Origin of the sequence: Nocardioides scoriae, assembly GCF_900104965.1 — a bacterium.
Lineage (GTDB): Bacteria > Actinomycetota > Actinomycetes > Propionibacteriales > Nocardioidaceae > Marmoricola > Marmoricola scoriae.
This window is the reverse complement of record NZ_LT629757.1, coordinates 1,420,605-1,439,221: the sequence shown is the minus strand read 5'-3', so window position 1 is coordinate 1,439,221 and position 18,617 is coordinate 1,420,605. Positions and strand designations below refer to the sequence as shown.

21 protein-coding genes are annotated in these 18,617 nt (G+C 71.0%); 18 read left to right on the top strand and 3 right to left on the bottom strand.

The genetic code is table 11. The annotated features are described in order from the left end of the window. The first annotated feature begins 15 nt into the window (after positions 1-15). The 3 genes from BLU55_RS06940 to BLU55_RS06930 are packed head-to-tail and all read left to right on the top strand — an operon-like array spanning position 16 to position 2,233. The gene (locus tag BLU55_RS06940; RefSeq protein WP_091727666.1) at positions 16-759 is read left to right on the top strand and encodes a LamB/YcsF family protein; all 744 of its coding nucleotides are present in this window, start codon (positions 16-18) and stop codon (positions 757-759) included. Between the two features lie 3 nt (positions 760-762). Further along, positions 763-1,380: a 5-oxoprolinase subunit PxpB gene (gene pxpB, locus BLU55_RS06935; RefSeq protein ID WP_091727664.1), complete on the top strand. Its 618-nt coding sequence runs from the start codon at positions 763-765 to the stop codon at positions 1,378-1,380. After that, positions 1,373-2,233, top strand: a complete 861-nt coding sequence (locus BLU55_RS06930; RefSeq protein WP_091727661.1) for a 5-oxoprolinase subunit C family protein — start codon at positions 1,373-1,375, stop codon at positions 2,231-2,233. The genes pxpB and BLU55_RS06930 overlap by 8 nt, the downstream gene beginning before the upstream one ends. Here the strand turns inward: BLU55_RS06930 and BLU55_RS06925 are convergent. After that, positions 2,208-3,569 (bottom strand): DNA polymerase IV, encoded by a 1,362-nt coding sequence (locus BLU55_RS06925; RefSeq protein ID WP_091733549.1) that lies wholly within the window; start codon positions 3,567-3,569, stop codon positions 2,208-2,210. The genes BLU55_RS06930 and BLU55_RS06925 overlap by 26 nt on opposite strands. 122 nt (positions 3,570-3,691) lie before the next feature. Here BLU55_RS06925 and BLU55_RS06920 point away from each other — a divergent pair, with 122 nt between their 5' ends. Together BLU55_RS06920 and BLU55_RS06915 are read left to right on the top strand one after the other, a co-directional pair. Then, the gene (locus BLU55_RS06920; protein ID WP_091727658.1) at positions 3,692-4,780 is read left to right on the top strand and encodes a DUF4192 domain-containing protein; all 1,089 of its coding nucleotides are present in this window, start codon (positions 3,692-3,694) and stop codon (positions 4,778-4,780) included. Positions 4,781-4,846: 66 nt separating this feature from the next. Beyond that, positions 4,847-6,319, top strand: coding sequence for a glutamate--cysteine ligase family protein (locus BLU55_RS06915; protein WP_091727655.1), 1,473 nt, complete (start codon positions 4,847-4,849; stop codon positions 6,317-6,319). Positions 6,320-6,348: 29 nt separating this feature from the next. On the opposite strand, the gene BLU55_RS06910 is transcribed toward BLU55_RS06915, so the two are convergent. Continuing rightward, on the bottom strand, positions 6,349-6,792 hold the full coding sequence (locus BLU55_RS06910; protein ID WP_091727651.1) for a hypothetical protein: 444 nt from the start codon (positions 6,790-6,792) through the stop codon (positions 6,349-6,351). 68 nt (positions 6,793-6,860) lie between these two features. Here BLU55_RS06910 and BLU55_RS06905 point away from each other — a divergent pair, with 68 nt between their 5' ends. The 13 genes from BLU55_RS06905 (at position 6,861) to BLU55_RS06845 (ending at position 17,799) form a co-directional block, all read left to right on the top strand. After that, complete coding sequence (locus tag BLU55_RS06905; protein WP_091727648.1) at positions 6,861-7,427, top strand: HhH-GPD-type base excision DNA repair protein; 567 nt, start codon at positions 6,861-6,863, stop codon at positions 7,425-7,427. A 164-nt stretch (positions 7,428-7,591) separates the two neighbouring features. Beyond that, complete coding sequence (locus tag BLU55_RS06900) at positions 7,592-8,794, top strand: RNA polymerase sigma factor (protein WP_331713767.1); 1,203 nt, start codon at positions 7,592-7,594, stop codon at positions 8,792-8,794. Between the two features lie 116 nt (positions 8,795-8,910). Beyond that, entirely contained in the window at positions 8,911-9,399 is a 489-nt protein-coding gene (locus BLU55_RS06895) for a hypothetical protein (RefSeq protein ID WP_157682769.1), read from the top strand. After that, positions 9,396-10,313 carry a tyrosine-type recombinase/integrase gene (locus tag BLU55_RS06890; RefSeq protein WP_091727643.1) on the top strand — a complete coding sequence of 306 codons (918 nt, stop codon included), beginning with the start codon at positions 9,396-9,398 and terminating at the stop codon, positions 10,311-10,313. The genes BLU55_RS06895 and BLU55_RS06890 overlap by 4 nt, the downstream gene beginning before the upstream one ends. After that, positions 10,310-10,843, top strand: a complete 534-nt coding sequence (locus BLU55_RS06885) for a hypothetical protein (RefSeq protein ID WP_157682768.1) — start codon at positions 10,310-10,312, stop codon at positions 10,841-10,843. The genes BLU55_RS06890 and BLU55_RS06885 overlap by 4 nt, the downstream gene beginning before the upstream one ends. Positions 10,844-11,267: 424 nt before the next feature. Continuing rightward, entirely contained in the window at positions 11,268-11,480 is a 213-nt protein-coding gene (locus tag BLU55_RS20140) for a DUF6011 domain-containing protein (protein WP_407938413.1), read from the top strand. After that, complete coding sequence (locus tag BLU55_RS06875) at positions 11,477-11,758, top strand: hypothetical protein (RefSeq protein ID WP_091727635.1); 282 nt, start codon at positions 11,477-11,479, stop codon at positions 11,756-11,758. The genes BLU55_RS20140 and BLU55_RS06875 overlap by 4 nt, the downstream gene beginning before the upstream one ends. After that, positions 11,755-12,990, top strand: coding sequence for an AAA family ATPase (locus tag BLU55_RS06870; protein ID WP_091727632.1), 1,236 nt, complete (start codon positions 11,755-11,757; stop codon positions 12,988-12,990). The genes BLU55_RS06875 and BLU55_RS06870 overlap by 4 nt, the downstream gene beginning before the upstream one ends. Before the next feature lie 277 nt (positions 12,991-13,267). After that, the gene (locus BLU55_RS06865) at positions 13,268-13,648 is read left to right on the top strand and encodes a helix-turn-helix domain-containing protein (RefSeq protein WP_157682767.1); all 381 of its coding nucleotides are present in this window, start codon (positions 13,268-13,270) and stop codon (positions 13,646-13,648) included. Next, positions 13,645-14,334, top strand: a complete 690-nt coding sequence (locus BLU55_RS06860) for a hypothetical protein (protein ID WP_091727627.1) — start codon at positions 13,645-13,647, stop codon at positions 14,332-14,334. Before BLU55_RS06865 ends, BLU55_RS06860 begins: the two co-directional genes overlap by 4 nt. 117 nt (positions 14,335-14,451) lie before the next feature. Then, on the top strand, positions 14,452-14,670 hold the full coding sequence (locus tag BLU55_RS06855) for a hypothetical protein (RefSeq protein WP_091727624.1): 219 nt from the start codon (positions 14,452-14,454) through the stop codon (positions 14,668-14,670). Further along, positions 14,667-15,539, top strand: coding sequence for a hypothetical protein (locus BLU55_RS06850; protein ID WP_091727622.1), 873 nt, complete (start codon positions 14,667-14,669; stop codon positions 15,537-15,539). Before BLU55_RS06855 ends, BLU55_RS06850 begins: the two co-directional genes overlap by 4 nt. A 49-nt stretch (positions 15,540-15,588) precedes the next feature. Continuing rightward, positions 15,589-17,799, top strand: coding sequence for a hypothetical protein (locus BLU55_RS06845; RefSeq protein WP_091727620.1), 2,211 nt, complete (start codon positions 15,589-15,591; stop codon positions 17,797-17,799). A gap of 174 nt (positions 17,800-17,973) precedes the next feature. Here BLU55_RS06845 and BLU55_RS06840 read toward each other — a convergent pair whose 3' ends face one another. Beyond that, positions 17,974-18,582: an SEC-C metal-binding domain-containing protein gene (locus tag BLU55_RS06840; RefSeq protein WP_157682766.1), complete on the bottom strand. Its 609-nt coding sequence runs from the start codon at positions 18,580-18,582 to the stop codon at positions 17,974-17,976. Positions 18,583-18,617 lie beyond the last annotated feature (35 nt).

Here is an 18,617-nt window from a genome sequence, read left to right as displayed (position 1 = left end):
CGGCAGACTGGGCCCATGGGCGAGCCGCGACACGTCGACCTCAACGCCGACCTGGGGGAGGGCGTCACCGACGACGACGGCCTGCTCGACCTGGTCACGAGCGCCAACCTGGCCTGCGGCTTCCACGCCGGCGACGAGGAGACGATGCGCCGGGTGTGCGCGGGCGCCGCCCGGCGCGGGGTGGTGGTCGGGGCCCAGGTGTCGTACGCCGACCGCGCGCACTTCGGGCGCCGCCACCTCGACGTGGCCCCCGACGTGCTCGTCGGCTGGGTCCGGGAGCAGGTCGGGCTCCTGGGGTCGCTGGCGGTGGAGGCGGGGACCGAGGTCGCCTACGTCAAGCCGCACGGTGCGCTCTACAACCGCGTGGTCGACGACGAGGAGCAGGCGGCGGCGGTGCTGGCCGGCAGCGGTGACCTGCCGGTGCTGGGCCTGCCCGGGTCGGCCGTGCTGCGGCTCGCGGCCGGGGCCGGGCGGGTGACGGTGACCGAGGGGTTCCCCGACCGGGGCTACACCGACGACGGCCGGCTGCTGCCGCGGGACCGGCCGGGCGCCCTGGTGGAGGGGGCCGAGCAGGTCGCGGCCCACGCCGTCGCGATGGCCCGCACCGGCGAGGTGAGGTCGCTGTGCGTGCACGGCGACTCCCCGGGTGCGGTCGCCACCGCGCGGGCCGTGCGCCGGGCGCTGGAGGCCGCCGGCTGGGCCCTGCGCCCGTGGTGGCCCGGGGACGGCCGGGCACCGCGCCCCGGCGAGGACGGCTGAGGCGTGCCCGCCCCGGAGGCGCGTCGCGTCGGTCAGCACGCGCTGCTGCTCGAGTGCGGCTCGACCGACGCCGTGCGGGCCGTCCACGCGGCCGCGCTGGAGCGGCGCGAGGCCGGGCTGCTCCGGTGCGTCGACGTGGTGCCGGGCGCGACCACGGTGCTGCTGGACGGGGTGGCCTCGCCCGAGGAGGTCCGCTCCGGGCTCGGGGGGTGGGAGCTGCGTCCGGTCGCCGACCTGGAACGGCGGGTGGTCGAGCTCCCGACGGCGTACGACGGGCCGGACCTCGAGGACGTCGCCCGGCTGTCCGGCCTCGACGTCGACGGGCTCGTGGCCCGCCACCGGGCGGCCGAGCTGGTGGTCGCCTTCTGCGGGTTCGCCCCGGGGTTCGCCTACCTCGCCGGTCTGCCGGCCGAGCTGCACGTGCCGCGCCGCGACGAGCCCCGCAGCCGGGTGCCCCAGGGGGCGGTCGGGCTGGCGGGGGAGTTCTGCGGGGTGTACCCGCGGTCCTCCCCGGGCGGGTGGCAGCTGGTCGGGCGCACCGAGGTGTCGCTGTGGGACGCCGCCCGCGACGAGCCGGCCCTGCTGCTGCCGGGGACGACCGTGAGGTTCACCGGTGCCTGAGCGCGTGCTGGAGGTCCTGGACGCCGGGCCGCAGGTGCTGGTCGTGGACCTCGGCCGGCCGGGCCTGGCACACCTCGGCGTGCCGCGCTCGGGGGCCCTGGACCTCCCGGCGCACCGCCTGGCCGACCGCCTGGTCGGCAACCCCGAGTCCGCCGCCACCCTCGAGGTGCTCGGGGGCGGGCTCCGGGTGCGGACCAGCGCCGCCGTCACGGTCGCGGTGACGGGGGCGGTCGTGGCGGTCGCCGTCGACGGCCGTCCGGCCGCGTGGGGGCAGGCGGTGGCCGTGCCCGCGGGGGCCACCGTCACGCTCGGTCCGGCGACCGCCGGGCTGCGGGCCAGCGTGGCCGTCTCGGGTGGCGTCGCGGTCGCGCCCGTGCTCGGGTCGAGGTCCAGCGACGTGCTCTCCGGACTCGGCCCGCGGCCGGTCACCGCGGGCGACCGGCTGCCGCTCGGCGACCCCACGGGCGATCCCGTCCCCGTGGACGCCGTGGCGCCGGTCCCGGCCCCCGGCGTGCTCGACCTGGTGCTCGGTCCGCGCGACGACTGGTTCGTGCCGGCGTCGGTGCGGCGGCTGGGGACGACGGCGTACGTCGTGGGCGCCGCGTCCAACCGGATCGGGCTGCGGCTCGAGGGCGAGCCGGTGGTGTGGGAGCGCACGGGCGAGCTGGCCAGCGAGGGCATGGTGCTGGGGGCCGTGCAGGTCCCGCCCGGCGGCCAGCCGGTGGTGTTCCTCGCCGACCACCCCACGACCGGGGGCTACCCCGTGGTCGGCGTGGTGGACGAGGCGTCGCTGGCCCGGTGCGCCCAGCTGCGGCCGGGCGACGAGGTCAGGTTCCGGGTGCGTCGGGGCTGAGCGGGTCGAGGTCGTCCTCCGGCGGCACCAGGGAGAAGCGGTGCAGGGCCGGGTCGTCGGCGGCCAGGCTCAGCACCCGTCCGGGCGGGGTCTCGGCGGTCTCGAAGCGCACGGTCACCACCCCGCGCCCGGCGCCCCAGACCCAGCCGCGCCCGTGCACGTCGTGCTCGACGTCGAGCCCGGGGGACCAGCCCTGGCCTCGCGAGGCGGCCGCGAAAACGGCGGCGGCCATGGCCTCGTCGACCTCGGGCTCGGCCTGCACCTCGTCGGCGAACAGGTCCTCCTGGATCCAGTCGGCCAGCCCGGAGACCCCCACGCCCAGCAGCCGCACGCCGGCCGAGGTGTCCAGCTCGCCGAGCAGCCGGCGGGCCACCCGGGCGATCAGGCGCCCGTCGTCGCTCGGCTCCGGCAGCGTGGCCGAGCGGCTCACGGTCGAGAAGTCGTGCAGCCGCACCTTGATCGACACGGTGCGGCCCGAGAGCCGGGCCTTGCGGAGCCGCTCGGTCACCTTGGCCGACTGCCGGTCGAGCAGCGCCGACAGCAGGCCGGCGTCGACGTGGTCGGTCTCGTAGGTGTCCTCGACGCTGATCGACTTCGCCCCGCGGGCGTGCTCGACCGGACGCGGGTCCTGGGCTCGGGCCATCGCGAACAGCGAGCCGCCGTGGGCGCGACCCAGCAGCCGCACCAGCTCGTCCTCGCCGAGCTGCTCCAGGTCGAGCACCGTGTGCACGCCCGCGCGCCGCAGCCGCTCCGCGGTCGCGGGGCCGACGCCCGGGATGACGGTCACCTGCATCGGCCGCAGCAGGTCCTGCTCGAGGCCCGGGGCCACCACGACCAGGCCGTCGGGCTTGTCGAGGTCGCTGCCGATCTTGGCGACCAGCTTGGAGGTGCCGATGCCGACCGAGGCGGTCAGGCCGCCGGTCGCCTCGGCCACCCGGGCGCGCAGGTCGCGGGCCAGGGCGCTCACCGAGGCCACGGAGTGGTCCGGCAGGTCGGCGGCCTCGAGGTCGACGTACGCCTCGTCGAGGGAGAGCGGCTCGATGACCGGGCTGGTCTCGCGCAGCACCCGCATCACCTGACGGCTGGCCTCGCGGTAGGCGTCGAAGCGGCCGCCGAGGAAGGCCGCGTTGGGGCACCGCCGGCGGGCCTCGGCCGTCGACATCGCCGAGTGGACGCCGAACGCCCGCGCCTCGTACGACGCGGTGGCCACCACGCCCCGCCCGCCGGTGCCGCCGACCACGACCGGCCGGCCCCGCAGGCTCGGCTTGTCGCGCTGCTCCACGGCGGCGTAGAAGGCGTCCAGATCCAGGTGGAGGATCGTCGGCTCGGCACGCACCCCCGGATCGTGCCACGCACCCCGCCTGCCCGCCGTCCACAGGGGGCCGGTGCGACCGGCCTGCTCCACAGGCCCGCTCCTGCCCCTGCCCGCGGCCCCGGCGGCGTCCGAGGGTGGGCGCCATGTCGAACCGTCGCCGCTCCCGTGCCGCCCGCCGCGCCTCCCCGCACGACTCCCTGCGCGCCGTGCCTCCGGTGCCCCCGCCGTCCCCGCGCCCGCCCTACGTCGCCCGGTCCACCACCGACCTCGTCGCGATGGTGCCGCTCGTGCTGGGCTTCCACCCCGAGGACTCGGTGGTGGTGCTCAGCTTCGGCCACGCCCGCGGGCCGTTCTCGGCCCGCGTCGACCTGCCGTCCGGGCGCGAGGAGCAGGCGGAGGTGGCCGAGCTCCTGACCGGGGCGTGCACCGCCAACGGCGTCGACCGGGCGGCCGTGCTCGTCTACACCGACGACGTGGTGCGCGCCCGCACCCAGGGCCTGCTGCTGCTCGACCGGCTGCTCGAGGTGGGCATCGAGGTCATCGACGTGGTCCGGGTCGAGCCGGGTCGGTGGTTCGCCGTGCTGGAGGACGACGCGCACGCCGGCGCGGCCGGGACGGCGTACGACCTCGGCTCGCACCCGTTCACCGCCCGCAGCGTCTTCGAGGGCCAGGTCGTCCACCGGGGCCGCCGCGAGGTGGTGGAGAGCCTGACCGCCGGCGACGAGGTGGAGCGGGCCGAGGCCGTCACGCTCGCCGGGCTCGCCGCCCAGCGGGCCGGGCTCGCCGACGCCGCCGCCCACCCCGCGCGGTTCTGGGCCCGCGAGGCCCGCTGGCTGCAGCAGCGGGTCCGGGAGCAGGTGGCGACGGGGGAGCGGCTCGACGCGGTCGACGCGGCCCGGCTCGTGGCGCTCGCCAACGAGGTGCCGGTGCGCGACGTCGCCTGGGCCGAGATCGACCGGGAGGGCGCAGCGGCCCACGTCGAGCTGTGGCGCGACCTGGTCCGGCGCTGCCCCGTCCACCTGCTGCCCGGCCCCGCCAGCCTGCTCGCCTTCGCGGCCTGGCAGGCCGGTGACGGGGCGCTGGCGTGGTGCGCGATCGACCGCTGCCACGAGGCCGACGCCGACTACTCGATGGCCGCTGCCGTCGCCCGGCTGCTGGTCGAGGCGGTGCCGCCGCAGACCTGGACGCGGATCCCGCAGGAGGCGCTGCAGGTGCTCGACGACGTGGGCTGAGCCCGGCTGCGCCCCGTCCGGCGTCCGCGGGGATCCCGGGGGCCCGGGCGGTCTAGTGTCAGGCCCATGGGAGAAGAGGTCGACCTGCAGGAGTTCACCCGCGCCGACCGCACGCGGCACCGGGAGAAGGTCCGCCGCTGCCTCGACGTGCTGGCGCGGATGCTGCGCGAGTCCCGCTTCGACGTCGAGAACCCGATGACCGGCATGGAGATCGAGTTCAACCTCGTCGACGACGACGGGCACCCGTCGCTGAAGAGCGCCGAGGTGCTCGAGGCCATCGCCGACCCCGCCTTCCAGACCGAGCTGGCGCAGTTCAACCTCGAGATCAACATGCTGCCCCGGCCGCTGGGCGACCGCGGCGCCACCGGCTTCGAGGACGACCTGCGCGCGAGCCTCAACGAGGCCGAGACGCGGGCCAACGAGGTCGACGCCCACATGGTGATGATCGGCATCCTGCCGACCCTCGAGGACGGCCACCTCAGCCCGTCGAGGATCAGCCCCAACCCGCGCTACAAGCTGCTGAGCGACCAGATCCTCGCGGCCCGTGGCGAGGACCTCGTCATCGACATCGCCGGCGCCGAGCGGCTGAGCACGACGTCCGAGTCGATCATGCCCGAGGCGGCGTGCACGAGCACCCAGCTCCACGTCCAGGTCAGCCCGGACAACTTCGCGGCGTACTGGAACGCCTCGCAGGTGATCTGCGGCATCCAGCTCGCGATCGGCGCCAACTCGCCCTACCTGCTGGGCCGCCGGCTGTGGGCCGAGACCCGGATCCCGCTCTTTGAGCAGGCCACGGACACCCGCAGCGAGGAGCTCAAGGAGCAGGGCGTGCGTCCCCGGGTGTGGTTCGGCGAGCGCTGGATCACCTCGATCTTCGACCTCTTCGAGGAGAACGTCCGCTTCTTCCCCGCGCTGCTGCCCATCACCGACGAGGAGGACCCGCTCGAGGTGCTCGAGGCCGGGGGCACCCCCGCGCTCTCGGAGCTCAAGCTGCACAACGGCACGGTCTACCGCTGGAACCGCCCGGTCTACGACGTCGTCGACGGCGTGCCCCACCTGCGGGTCGAGAACCGCGTGCTGGCGGCCGGGCCGACCGTCGTGGACACGCTGGCCAACGCCGCCTTCTACTTCGGGCTGGTCCGGGTGCTGGCCGAGGACGACCGGCCGATCTGGTCGCGGATGTCCTTCCAGGCCGCCGAGGAGAACTTCCACGTCGCCGCCCAGCACGGCATCGACGCCAAGGTCTACTGGCCCGGCGTGGGCGAGGTGCCGGCCACCGAGCTGGTGCTGCGCCGGCTGCTGCCGATGGCGCGCGAGGGCCTGGCGCGCTGGGGCGTCGCCGACGACGAGGCGGAGCGGCTGCTCGGCATCGTCGAGCAGCGCTGCGTGCTGCACCGCAACGGCGCGTCCTGGTACGTCGACCGCGTGGCCGCCCACGAGGCCGCAGGCGAGGACCGGGCCGAGGCGCTGCGGCTGACGCTGCTGGAGTACCGCCGCCACATGCACTCCAACGAGCCCGTGCACACCTGGCCGCTCTGAGCCCACCCGATCACGTGCACGGCCCCGCGCTACCGGGGCGCGGCGCGCACCCGGGACCACCGGCGCTGGTCGCCGCCGACGAGGTCGACCCAGCCGTGGCGGTTGAGCACCACGAACGCCGCCACCTCGAGACCGTGGCGGCCGAAGCCCGCCCGAGCCGCGGCGTGCCAGGCCAGCTCCTCGTCGCCGGCCAGCAGCGGGCCCGACCGCGCCACCCAGGCGAGCGCGCCGCGGGCGTCCTCCAGGCCGTCGAGGGCGCGCTCCACGAGGTCGGCCCGCAGGCCCGCGTCGGCGTCGCTCCCGGGGCCGGGCAGCAGCAGGGAGGCGCCGCCCGGACGACCCACCCGGCAGGTCGCGGGCACCAGCCGACGGGTCCCGGCCTCGGTCACGAAGCGGCGCACCTCGGCGCGCAGCCCCGCCACGACGGCCGGGGGCAGCGCGCGCGTCGCGTGCGGGGTCACCGGTCGGGTCACGGGGGCATCCTGCCCACGTCGCGGCGACCGTGCTCGTCGTCGTCCACAGGGGGTGGGAGCATCGGTCCATGGCGATCCACATCACCGGCGACGACCGCGCCGACCAGGTGCTCCAGGACGACCCCTTCGCGCTGCTCATCGGCATGCTGCTCGACCAGCAGTTCCCGATGGAGCGCGCCTTCGCCGGGCCGGCCACCATCCTCGAGCGCCTCGGCACGCTGAGCCCCGCCGAGGTCGCCGCCGCCGACCCCGAGCAGTTCGCGGCGCTGGTGGCGCAGACCCCGGCCGTGCACCGCTTCCCGGGCTCGATGGCGGCGAAGGTGCAGGCCGTCGCCCGCATCGTCACCGAGGAGCACGACGGCCGCGCCGAGCGGCTGTGGACCGAGGCCACCGACGCGCAGGACCTGGTGAAGCGGATCACCGCCCTGCCCGGCTTCGGCCAGCAGAAGGCCAAGATCTTCGTCGCGCTGCTGGCCAAGCAGCTCGGTGTGCGCCCCGAGGGGTGGGAGCGGGCGGTCGGTGACTACGCCCTCGAGGGGTATCGTTCGGTCGCTGACGTGGTCGACACCGCTTCGCTCGAGAAGGTCCGGGCCTTCAAGAAGGAGCAGAAGGCGGCCGCGCGCGCCGAGCGATGACCTGCGCTCCGGAGGGGTTCCGGAGCGTGGACACCAGCGCCCACGGCGGTTTCGGCCCGGCTTGGTCCTCGTGCCACAATGGACGAGCAGCGTTTGACACCAGCGGGTCGAGTCACGCCCCCTCGGTTTCCTGAACGTTCCCTGAATGCTTTGGAGAGTTGGTTTTGTCCCCTACCTCGGCAAGTTCGACCGTCAAGAAGACGGCGGCGAAGAAGGCCCCCGCGAAGAAGGCTCCGGCCAAGCGGGCGGCAGCCGCCAAGACCGCTGAGCAGATCCAGGCCGAGGCTGCCGCCGTCGGCCCGGACGGCAAGAAGCTGCTCGCGGACGTCCCGGACGAGGTGTTCGAGGCCGACGTCAAGAACGACCCGACCATCAAGGAGGACGAGAAGGAGGCCACCTTCGTCGTCTCCTCCGCCGACGAGACCGACGAGCCCGAGCAGCAGGTCATGGTCGCCGGTGCGACCGCCGACCCGGTCAAGGACTACCTCAAGCAGATCGGCAAGGTCCCCCTCCTCAACGCCGAGATGGAGGTCGAGCTGGCCAAGCGCATCGAGGCCGGTCTCTTCTCGGAGGAGAAGCTCGCCAAGGGCGGCAAGATCACGCCCAAGGTGCTCGACGAGCTCCAGTGGATCGTGCAGGACGGCCGCCGCGCCAAGAACCACCTGCTCGAGGCCAACCTGCGGCTCGTGGTCTCGCTGGCCAAGCGCTACACCGGTCGCGGCATGCTCTTCCTGGACCTCATCCAGGAGGGCAACCTGGGCCTCATCCGTGCGGTCGAGAAGTTCGACTACACCAAGGGCTACAAGTTCTCGACGTACGCCACCTGGTGGATCCGCCAGGCCATCACGCGTGCCATGGCCGACCAGGCCCGCACCATCCGCATCCCGGTGCACATGGTCGAGGTCATCAACAAGCTGGCCCGCGTGCAGCGCCAGATGCTCCAGGACCTGGGCCGCGAGCCCACCCCGGAGGAGCTCGCCAAGGAGCTCGACATGACCCCCGAGAAGGTCATCGAGGTCCAGAAGTACGGCCGCGAGCCCATCTCGCTGCACACGCCCCTGGGCGAGGACGGCGACTCGGAGTTCGGCGACCTCATCGAGGACTCCGAGGCCATCGTGCCGGCCGACGCCGTGTCGTTCACGCTGCTCCAGGAGCAGCTGCACGCCGTGCTCGACACCCTGTCCGAGCGCGAGGCGGGCGTGGTCTCGATGCGCTTCGGCCTCACCGACGGCCAGCCCAAGACGCTCGACGAGATCGGCAAGGTCTACGGCGTGACCCGCGAGCGGATCCGCCAGATCGAGTCCAAGACGATGTCGAAGCTGCGCCACCCGAGCCGTTCCCAGGTCCTGCGCGACTACCTGGACTGACGTAGGTGTCGCCCGCTGGGTGTTCATGCAGGCCAGAGGCTTGTGAGGCATCTGGTGGGCGACACGCTACCCCCGCACAGCGCTCCTAGTCCAGATATCGCAGTAGACTGCGTGCCGTGGACGAGCCAGCAGCGCCCTCAGGCTGGCGGAACCGTGCGTGGCACGGGTTCAACGGCCTCGGCGTCGTGCTGCTGGCGCTCGCCCTGTTCGACCTGTGGCACCCCTGGACGACCCTCGCCATGGTGGTCGCCTTCGCCGCTGGCCCCGTCGTGCGCGGCGACTTGAGCCGTCGTGTGATCGACCTGCGAGACGAGGCGTCACGCCTGGGCCGCCGGCCCCGGACGGCACGAGAGCTGGCTTGGCGCGAGTTCACGGCGGGCTTCTGGGCCGGCCACCGCAAGTGGTTCGCGCTCGCGGTCGCGGTCGGTGGCCTGCTCACCGGCTCAATGCTGCTCTGGGGCGGTTCGGCCCCGTTGTGGCTGGTCAACGTCGGCTTCCTCGCCAGCCTCGTCCTGCTGGGGTTCGGGATCCTGGGCCACGAGATCTCGGAGGTCCGCGCCCGCCGGCGTGCCCAGGTCGAGACGGAGGGTCCAGCCCGACCATGACCCTCACCGTCGCCGACCTCGAGTCCTTGGCCGTCTCCTGGCAGCTCTCCCTGCGCGCCGAGCGCAAGAGCCCCCAGACGCTCAAGACCTACGGCGACGGCGTCCGCTTCTACCTCGCCTGGTGCGACACCAGCGAGGCTGGTCCGTTGACCCAGACGTCCCTCAACGGCTGGATCGCTGGCCTCATCGAAAGCGGCTCGGCAGCGTCGACCGCACGCTCCCGCCAGCTCGCCGTCCGCCGCTTCACCGCCTGGCTGGCCGAGGAGGACGAGCTCCCCGCCGACCCGTTCCTGGGCGTCAAGGCGCCCAAGCTCGACGAGCGGGTCATCGAACCACTGACCGACGACGAGCTCCGCCGGCTCCTCAAGGCGTGCCAGCCACCCAAGGGCGCCGACCCCAAGGTCGCGATGCGGTTCCGGCGCGACGAGGCCATGGTCCGCGTCATGTTCGAGACCGGCACCCGGGCAGGGGAGGTCGTCGCCATGGAGGTCGACGACCTCGACCTGGTCGCTGGAACCGCCACCGTCCGCCGCGGCAAGGGCGGGAAGGGGCGCGTCGTGCCCATCGGACCCGACGCCACCCTCGCTCTCGACCGGTACCTCCGGCTCCGACGCGGACACCGACTCGCGCAGACCTCGGACCTGTGGCTGGGGGACCGGGGCAAGCGGTTCTCCTACGACGCCCTCCACAAGACCCTCGCCGAACGCGCCGAGGCCGCGGGCATCACGGGCTTCCATCCCCACAAGCTGCGCCACACCGCCGCGCACCGCTGGCTCGCGGCCGGCGGCTCCGAGTCCGGACTGATGGCCGTCGCCGGCTGGACCCGCCCCGACATGCTGATGCGCTACACCAAGGCCCAGGCTTCTGCCCGTGCCGCCGAGGAAGCCAAGAAGCTTAACCTGGGGGAGTTGTGACCGAAGGCGACCTATCCACGGTGCGCGCGGCAGTGCGTCAGCAACAGACTCGAGCAGTTGAGATCGAACGGCGACGCAAAGCCCTCCTTGGGTCCGAGGATCGCAACGGCCGAAGCCTCACGCTGCGCTGCACGAAAGGTCACGGCGGTGGCAAGCAGCCCATGGTCGCCGAGGTGCAAGCCACAAGCCAGGGAACATTTTTCCACTCGACACTGCCCTGGGCTCGGTCGGACGCGGGTCAACTCCGGCCGTGGGTCGCTGACGTCTACTTGGCTCGCGTCTTGACCGGGTCGTCGTTGGACGACGACGAACTGCTGAGTAACGCTCTCGACAACCTTGCGGAGATGCGGAAGTCCGGTCCCGGCGATCTGAGCTGGATCGCAGACCGCGCTGGCCGCGCCCACCAGATCCTGGAGGTGATCGACCTGCCCTTCGCCGAGGGACGTATCCCGCTCTGGGTGCGTTGCCCGCTCCATCTCGAGGACTTCGAGGTTGTCGACCCCCGGCGTCTGGTGGACAGGCTGCGGTAGTCCGCCCTACTCAACTGGTATTGTTCTGTTGGTTAGCAGTACACCGCTCCGCAGGGAGCGGCGGGGCCAGGATGACTCGTCTCCAGACCACCGCACCAGTGAACGGGCGTTCGGTGCACCTTCTTCGTGAGGTGCATCATGCCCGAACTGACCCAGGCCGAGCGTTCGCTTCTCGGCACCATCGCAGCCCACCAGTCGTGGGCGAACACGAGCAATCGCGCCGCGCGCACGGCACCGGCTCGCGCAGCGCACGATCGCAAGTTTCTCGAGCAGGCGGATTGGGACCCCGTTCGGGCCGCTCACCTTCGGAAAGCTCACTATGCGCGCCTGGCATTGAAGTCGGCGCAAGCCCGCCGTAGGGCTCGAGAGGCTCTCGCGTCTGCTGAGGCCGCAGAGACTGAGCTTGAGTCGCTCGGGGGCGCAGATGACGCTGCCTGAACGGCACGAACGCCGCCCCCTGGCAGAGACGGCGCCCGAAGTTATCCACGACGACAACATGGCCATTGTAGCAACTGCTACAGAAGATCCCGTGCGTTGCCGACGGTGCGGGCACGCCCTGACGGCGGAACGCTCGGTTGAGCTCGAGGTCGGTCCCCACTGCCGGCACCTCTTGGGGCTCGAGCGGGTGGTCGCATGATCACGGGCAACGTCTACGTCGATCTGCGCAAGAGCAGCGACGATCCCTACCAGGAGTGCCGAGCTGACCGACGTCGGCTCGCGGTTCTCGAGCGCTGTCCAGATGGCGCCAGTGTCCTGGTGGACATCGGCAGGCGCCAGTACATCTCGGAGGACGCGGCCCGCCACCTGCACGAGCAGGACCACCGGCTCGCCATCACCATCCAGGGCGACCTCCCCGAAGCGGTGGCTCGCTTCGTGCGTGCCGCTCGGGATGCCGAGTGGAGCGTGGTCGCATGACCGGGCTGGGCTACTCGGACTTCCCAGACGTGGATGTTCCCCCGCCCTACGACGACGACCCGGTGTTCCGCCGGATCAAGCTGACCAGTGCCGACACCATCAAGATCCGCCCGGTGCATTGGCTCTGGACCGACCGGATCGCCTTGGGCACCCTGGCCCTCTTGGGTGGCCGCGAGGGCATCGGCAAGTCCACGGTGGCCTACCAGCTGGCGGGCGACATCACCCGTGGGCGCCTCGCCGGTCGGTTCCACGGCACACCGCGCGCGGTGATCGTTGCAGCGACCGAGGATTCTTGGAAGCACACCATCGTGCCGTGCTTGATCGGCGCCGATGCAGACCTCACCCGGGTCTACCGGGTGGACGTCGAGACGGTCACGGGAGCTGAGGTGGGGCTCAGCCTCCCGCGCGACCTCGGTTCGCTCGCGGATGCGGTCCGGGAGGTCGACGCCGCGTTGATCCTGCTCGACCCCCTGATGAGCCGGCTCGACGCCAAGCTCGACACCCACAAGGACGCAGAGGTCCGTCAAGCCCTTGAGCCCCTTGTCCGGATCGCCGATCAGACCAACGCGGCGATCCTGGGGCTCATCCACCTCAACAAGTCGCTGAGCACCGACCCCTTGACGATGCTGATGGGCTCGCGGGCGTTCGCAGCGGTGGCCCGTGCGGTGCTGTTCGCGATGGTCGACCCCGAGGACGAGACCAAGCGGATCCTGGGGCAGCCGAAGAACAATCTGGGGCGCACCGACTTGCCGACACTCGCGTTCCAGATCGTCTCCGCCCACGTCGCTGACACCGATGAGGGCCCCGTCTGGACGGGCCGCGTGGACTGGCAGGGTGAGTCGACGCGTCTGCTCGGTGAGGTGCTCGAGGCGGCGTCAGACGGCCCCGATGCCCGCACGGCGACCCAGGAGGCAGGAGAGTGGCTGGGCGACTGGCTCGTCTCTGTCGGGGGCGTGGACGATTCGGCGTCGATCAAGAGGAAGGGGCAGAAGGCCGGTCACTCGCAGGACTCGCTCAAGCGAGCTCGGCGCCGTATCGGAGCGCTCATCCACAGCGAGGGCTTCCCTCGGCGGACGTTCTGGTCACTGCCTGACTCACAGCCAGTTGGAGCACCCTCTGGGGAGACTGCTCCAACTGCACCAACTACACCCACTGCACCGACTGGGGCTCAGTGGGAGCAGTTGGCGCAGTCAGTGCAGTCGGCTGAGGCTCCAGGGCGGTGCTCCGAATGAGGCGCCGCAATCAAGTGGTGTCAGGACGGCTGAGCCGGCGCTGCGTCCGGAAGCGGGTCGGGGGCCTCGTTGGGCTGTTCGGCCGGCTGCTGCTCAGCAGGGTCGATGCCGGGCTCGATCGGGTCAGGGGTCTCGGGTGCAGTGGTCATGTTTGCTGTCGTACCCGGATGGGCGGGGGTCCCTCCACCCCCGGCACGCGACGCCCCTCTCGGCATAGGCGGCGATCTCTCCGGGTCGTTTTTTTCGCATCGGGGGGTGAGATGCGATGAGCGCCCGGATGGACACCTCGCCCTTGGTCCTGCGGCTGTCGGGAGAACTTCTGGCATACGTCGTCGACGCTCTTCGGAACCACGCTCGGCTCTACAAGGCGAACGGGATGTCGCAGCCGTCCGGCGTGGACGGGTTGGTGTCCGCACTCGCTTTTCGCGCCAGCGAGGGCCAGCCGGGGACGAGCAATGCAGGCGGTTGCGATCACGGGCAAGTTGAGGCTGTGAAGCCACGACTCGTCTCCTACGACACCGCCGCCAGCATGCTCGATTGCTCGACGCGGCAGGTGAAGCGGCTGGTTTCCGACCGGACGCTGCGGCCCGTTCTGGTGGGCGGGCTGCGGCGTCTGCGGATCAGTGACATCGACGCGTTCATCGAAGGGCAGGCGTGACCATGGTCAACTCTCAGCAGATCCTCGAACTGGCTGGCACTAGCCGGTGGACGCGGATGACCCACGGCAAGCTGGACGCTCTGGAGCGTTTCGCCTCGACCACCCGAACCTGGGAGACCGCTAGCCGCCGAAAGATGCTCGACGACCTCCGGCAGGTGCCGCTGGCCCCCCGCAGTGCTGGTTACGTCCATCCCGAGCAGACCGCTGGGGTTCAGTCCTACCGGCGCGAGTCCGGCGCCACAGAGCTGACGCCGGCTGAGTTGGTATGGCTTCAGCGGCTGCCGCTCGAGCCCGAGCGAGTCAGCCACGGCGACGCGGTTCGTCTGGCGGGGATGGCCGCCACGATCGACCGACAAACGAGCCCGTCAAGCCACCAACTCGTCCAGTCGGTCTGGGGCCCCGTCAAGGAGCTACACGACCACCAGCAAGCCGCACACGAGCTCGAGGTGCTACGTGCGTCGCCCCCGCCCAAGCTCCCCGCCTCGGTCCTGGACGCCCTGACCGAGGCGTTGACGGAGGAGAACCCCGACTGGCCCCTAGCGGGTGCGCAAGAGCGAGCCCTTGAGCTGCTCGGCCAGCAGATCAACGAGCGCGATCGATACCTCGCGGCTGCCGAACGGGCTCTCCAGGAGCGCATCACCGCCGTCGAGAACGCGGCGTCGGAGCGAACGGCGCTAGTTCGATGAGCGCCCGCGAGGAAGTTGCTGGCATCCACCGGCCCTGGGGCCACAGCTATGTGCGGCATCGGGCTTCCTTTCACACGGAGATCGAAGGCCCTCGACGCCCCGAGCGGAGCGACTCCCATGGCTGAGGTGGCATCTGCTTTCGTCAGCATCCTCCCCAGCACCCGGGGTTTCGGGACGGCGCTCGAGGGCGACATCGGAGCCGATGTCGACAGGGTCGGCAAGTCGGCCGGTGGTCGCTTCGGTTCCGTGTTCGGCACCGCGTTGAAGCTGGGCGGGATCACTGCGGGTGTCTCGTCGGCGCCGCTGTTCCGTGCTGGTCCTGAGGTGGTCGCATGACCCTCATCGCCTTCGCCGCCTACGGCAAGAAGCGGGCCGAGTTCGTCACCGACACCTGGGCCTACAACGCCGTCGCAGATTGGTCGGGGCAGTGCACCAAGCACCTCGTCCTCAACCACCTCGACGCGGCCGCGCTCAACACCGGTCCGATCGACTTCTGCCACATGTTCCGAGCGGTTGTCCTCGAGGCCAGCGTCGGTCTTGCGAGCTTCGACGAGCTGGCCGATGGTGCGCCGTCGATGCTGCTCGAACTTCGACGGTTCTGGCGTGAGCACAGTCCAGCCGGGAGCCGGACTGGCGCCCACTACCAGCCGACCGTCGCTCTGGTCGGCTGGTCTGACCGAGCACAGGAGTTCGCCGGTTTCGTGTTCGCGGCGGCGTCTGACTTCGATCCCACCGTGCCCGAGGGGCTCTGGGTGTCGACATCGACCGAAACGCAGAGGGCGAATCCTGCCCGCCTCGACGACTGGCGCGCACTGGCCCTCAAGGCCCGCCGCGACGCGTCCGAGGTGGGCGGCATTCCTGTCGGCGGCGACGTCGTTCACACCAAGATCGAGCGCGGCAGCGCGATCACCAAGCGGATCCACACCTTCAACGACGGCGGTGAGGAGTTCGCCAAGATGGTCGAGGGCACAGCCCATCCCGTGGCCCTGGCCCGGGACTGCTACTGCGGGAGCGGAAGCTCCTTCGGCGACTGCCATGTCTCCGACCTCCTCGCCAAGCCCTGCTACTGCGAATCAGGCAGCCCGCTCGGACAGTGCTGCCTGCACGCGCTCGACAACGCCCAGCAAGTCGACCAGCGCACTGACGAGCCGATCCGCGAGCCCGACATCCCGATCTTCCGCACCTCGACAGCCGGCCGCTCGTGACCGTCCACGGCTGCCGTCACCGCACCTCATCCACTTCCTAGGAGTCTCCGTGCCGATCCCTGCCCCAGACCCCACCGTCGACGGTGACCTCGAGCCCGACCCGACAGCACCTGTCGGATCCGCGACCATCGCCGGGTCCGTCAAGCTGCCCACCGACGACATGCCCGTCCGAGGCACCTGGAGCGTCCGCCTCCACTCCAACGTCAACGCTGCGATCAACCCCGACGGCACCATCCGGGCAGGCATCTCCCTGGCCACCGACGCTGGCACCGGCGCAACCATGACGCTCCCCGTCGGCCACTACGAGGCTTCCTTCGCCTCGTCCACGACCCCCGGCGGACACCCGGTCAACCTCGGCCCCTATCTCTTCGAGCTCACCGAGGACTGCTCGTGGGGCGACGTCATGACCACGCCCTACATCGCACCCGTCACCCCCCAGGACGTCGACCTCGCTCGCGAGGCCCGGGACGAGGCGGTCGCGGCTGCGGCTCAGGCAATCACGGTGATCGGCTCCGTCCAGCGCGAGCAGCCCGGTGGTGTCGCTGGCCTCGACGCGAACGGCGACATCCTGCCCGAGCGTGTGCCGGACATCTTTGGACGCAAGCCCGCCAGCACGGACGGCACCGTCTACCTGTCCAAGGCCACCTCGGCCAATGACAGCAACGACGGCCTCTCGGCGGGTAGCGCAAAGGCAACCCTCCAGGCCGCCTACGACGCCGCCCCGAACGGCGGCTCCGTCCTGATGCTGCACGGCACCTGGGACCTGGGCGCCGGTGCGATCGGGTTCAAGCACGCCCCGGGCAAGCGGGTCCACTTCCGCGGCTACGACGAGCGCATGACGACCCTGACCTACAACGGCACCGGGGTCGCCTTCCAGGTCGGCGACGGCCGCACCATCACCGACCTCGCCATCAGCAACACCAGCGTCAGTGTCGCCACCTCGGCGACCGCGAACTTCACCCAGGACGACGTCGGCCGCACCATCTACACCCCCGAGGGCGAGCTCGGCGCCGACACCAAGATCCAGTCGATCAACAGCCCCACCTCGATCAACCTGTCCAAGCCGTCCCAGTCCGGGACCAGCGGTGCCACCGCCCACATCGCCACCCCGCACCTCCAGTGGGGATCCATGAGCGGCTTCCAGATCGTGTGCACCGCGTTCGGTGCTCAGACCGCGGTCAAGCTTTGGGACGCCCACGACGGCGACGTGTCGATTCGTGCGCTCGGGAACTCCTACAGCGCCGGCTCCCGCGGCATCCACGCCATCAACTGCTTCACCATGCGCTACACCAAGGGCGGCACCGTCCAGAACTTCGAGACCGGCATCGACCTCGACGGCGGATGCCACGACTCCGGCATCTACGACTGGAACATCGGCGCCAAGAAGGTCTGCGTCCGGGTCAAGAACTCCACCGACGTCCGCACCTGGGGCGGCCAGCACTCCACCACCGGAGCGGCCAACGGTGGCATCGGCTACATGGCGATCTGCACCTACGCCGCGTCCACCGATGGCGGCTGCGACAAGCTGTTCCTGGGCCAGGTCCACTACGAGGGCAACGGCACCGGCCTCGACATCGCCATTGGCCGCGCAGTCGACGGGTCCACGTTCAAGATCCGCTGCCCCGAGATCGACGGCGGACTCCCTGCCGGCGGCACCCTCGACAAGGTCACCAGCCCCATCGTCAAGCGGCTCGATGTCGCGTTCAACGGCGCCTGGAACGTCACCAACCAGTGCACCGACCTGCTCTACGTCGGCGAACCGTCCCTCAACGGCACCTTCACCGACAGCGGCATCCGATCCTCGAAGGCATCGGACCGGCTGACCCTGCGCAACGGCGGCCGCATCGACCTCTCGCTCCTCGGATTTCCCTTCGGCGTCGGGCAGGGCGACTGGTCCACCGTCACCCAGGACTCCGGCGCGTTCCACGGCGGGTTCCGCACCAACGCCGGCGGCACCCCGGCGGTCAATGACCGGATGAGCCACTCCATCTACCTGCCCGCCGGGACTTACGCCGTCGACCTGTTCTTCAAGAAGGGGCCCGACGCGGGCGACGTCACCGTGACCCTCGCCGGCACCACGTTCCCTGGACAGGCGACCGGCTACGCCGCCAGCCCGGCAGGCGCGATGGTGACGCTCCAGCCCGTCGTCGTGCCCACCAGCGACACCCAGGGCGTCGAGTTCAAGGTCATCGGCAAGAACGCCAGCTCGAGCGGACTCGTTGTCCGCTTGTCGCACGCGCTGTTCCGGCGCGTCGCGTGACCGGGTACTGCGCAGACGGTGGCTGGGTCCTTGCGTCGCTGCCACTCGTCATTCTCTGGCACACGGTTTGCACTCTGTTGGCGACCACTTCTCGGCTGCGTGCGCTTGCGGCCGCCTGCACAGCAGTAATGGTGTGCGTCTTCAGCTTGCTCGCCCTGCTGCGGTGACTGCTGGCTACCTCTGGTCGCTTCTTGGGAACCACGATGACGTGGGCGGTGCGCCATGGCATCGCTTGTACTTCTTTTTGCTCCCGCAGGGGCACGGGGCGTTGCGGGGCGCCTGGGGCACGTCGTCGTTCGCCGACTGCAGTTCTCGCAACTGCTCGCGCTCAATGCGGATGATCTCGTCGATCTGAGACTTCGTAGGTTGCTCTCCCGACTGCTGCTGTTGAATCAGGAAAATCACAACGGTGATGAGAATGCCGAGCAGCCCGATCACGGGACCGCTCCAGTTCGTCCACTGAGACGCAGGGGCACCGCTCAAGCGGGTAATGGCCCTCTCGGCGCCCTGTGCGTCGCCCGTCGCTCGTAGATTCTCGAGTTCGGCTCGGAGCTCTCGTAATTCGTTGAGGTCAGCCTTCGCGAGGTAATCGACAACGCGTCGCAGCCGGCCGTCATGCCCAGTGCTCCACACTCCGTCTCCCGGTGCCCCGTCGAAGCTGTGCCCGCACTTGGGGCAGGGCATCATGACGTTCGTCCGGTTGTTCCGAAAGTCGACGCCTTCGAGCGTGACGGAACGCGTGTACGTGTGCTGGCATTTGGTGCAGGTCAGCGTCGTGGGCACCGCTAGACAGTATGTGACGGCGCTGAGAACAAGGC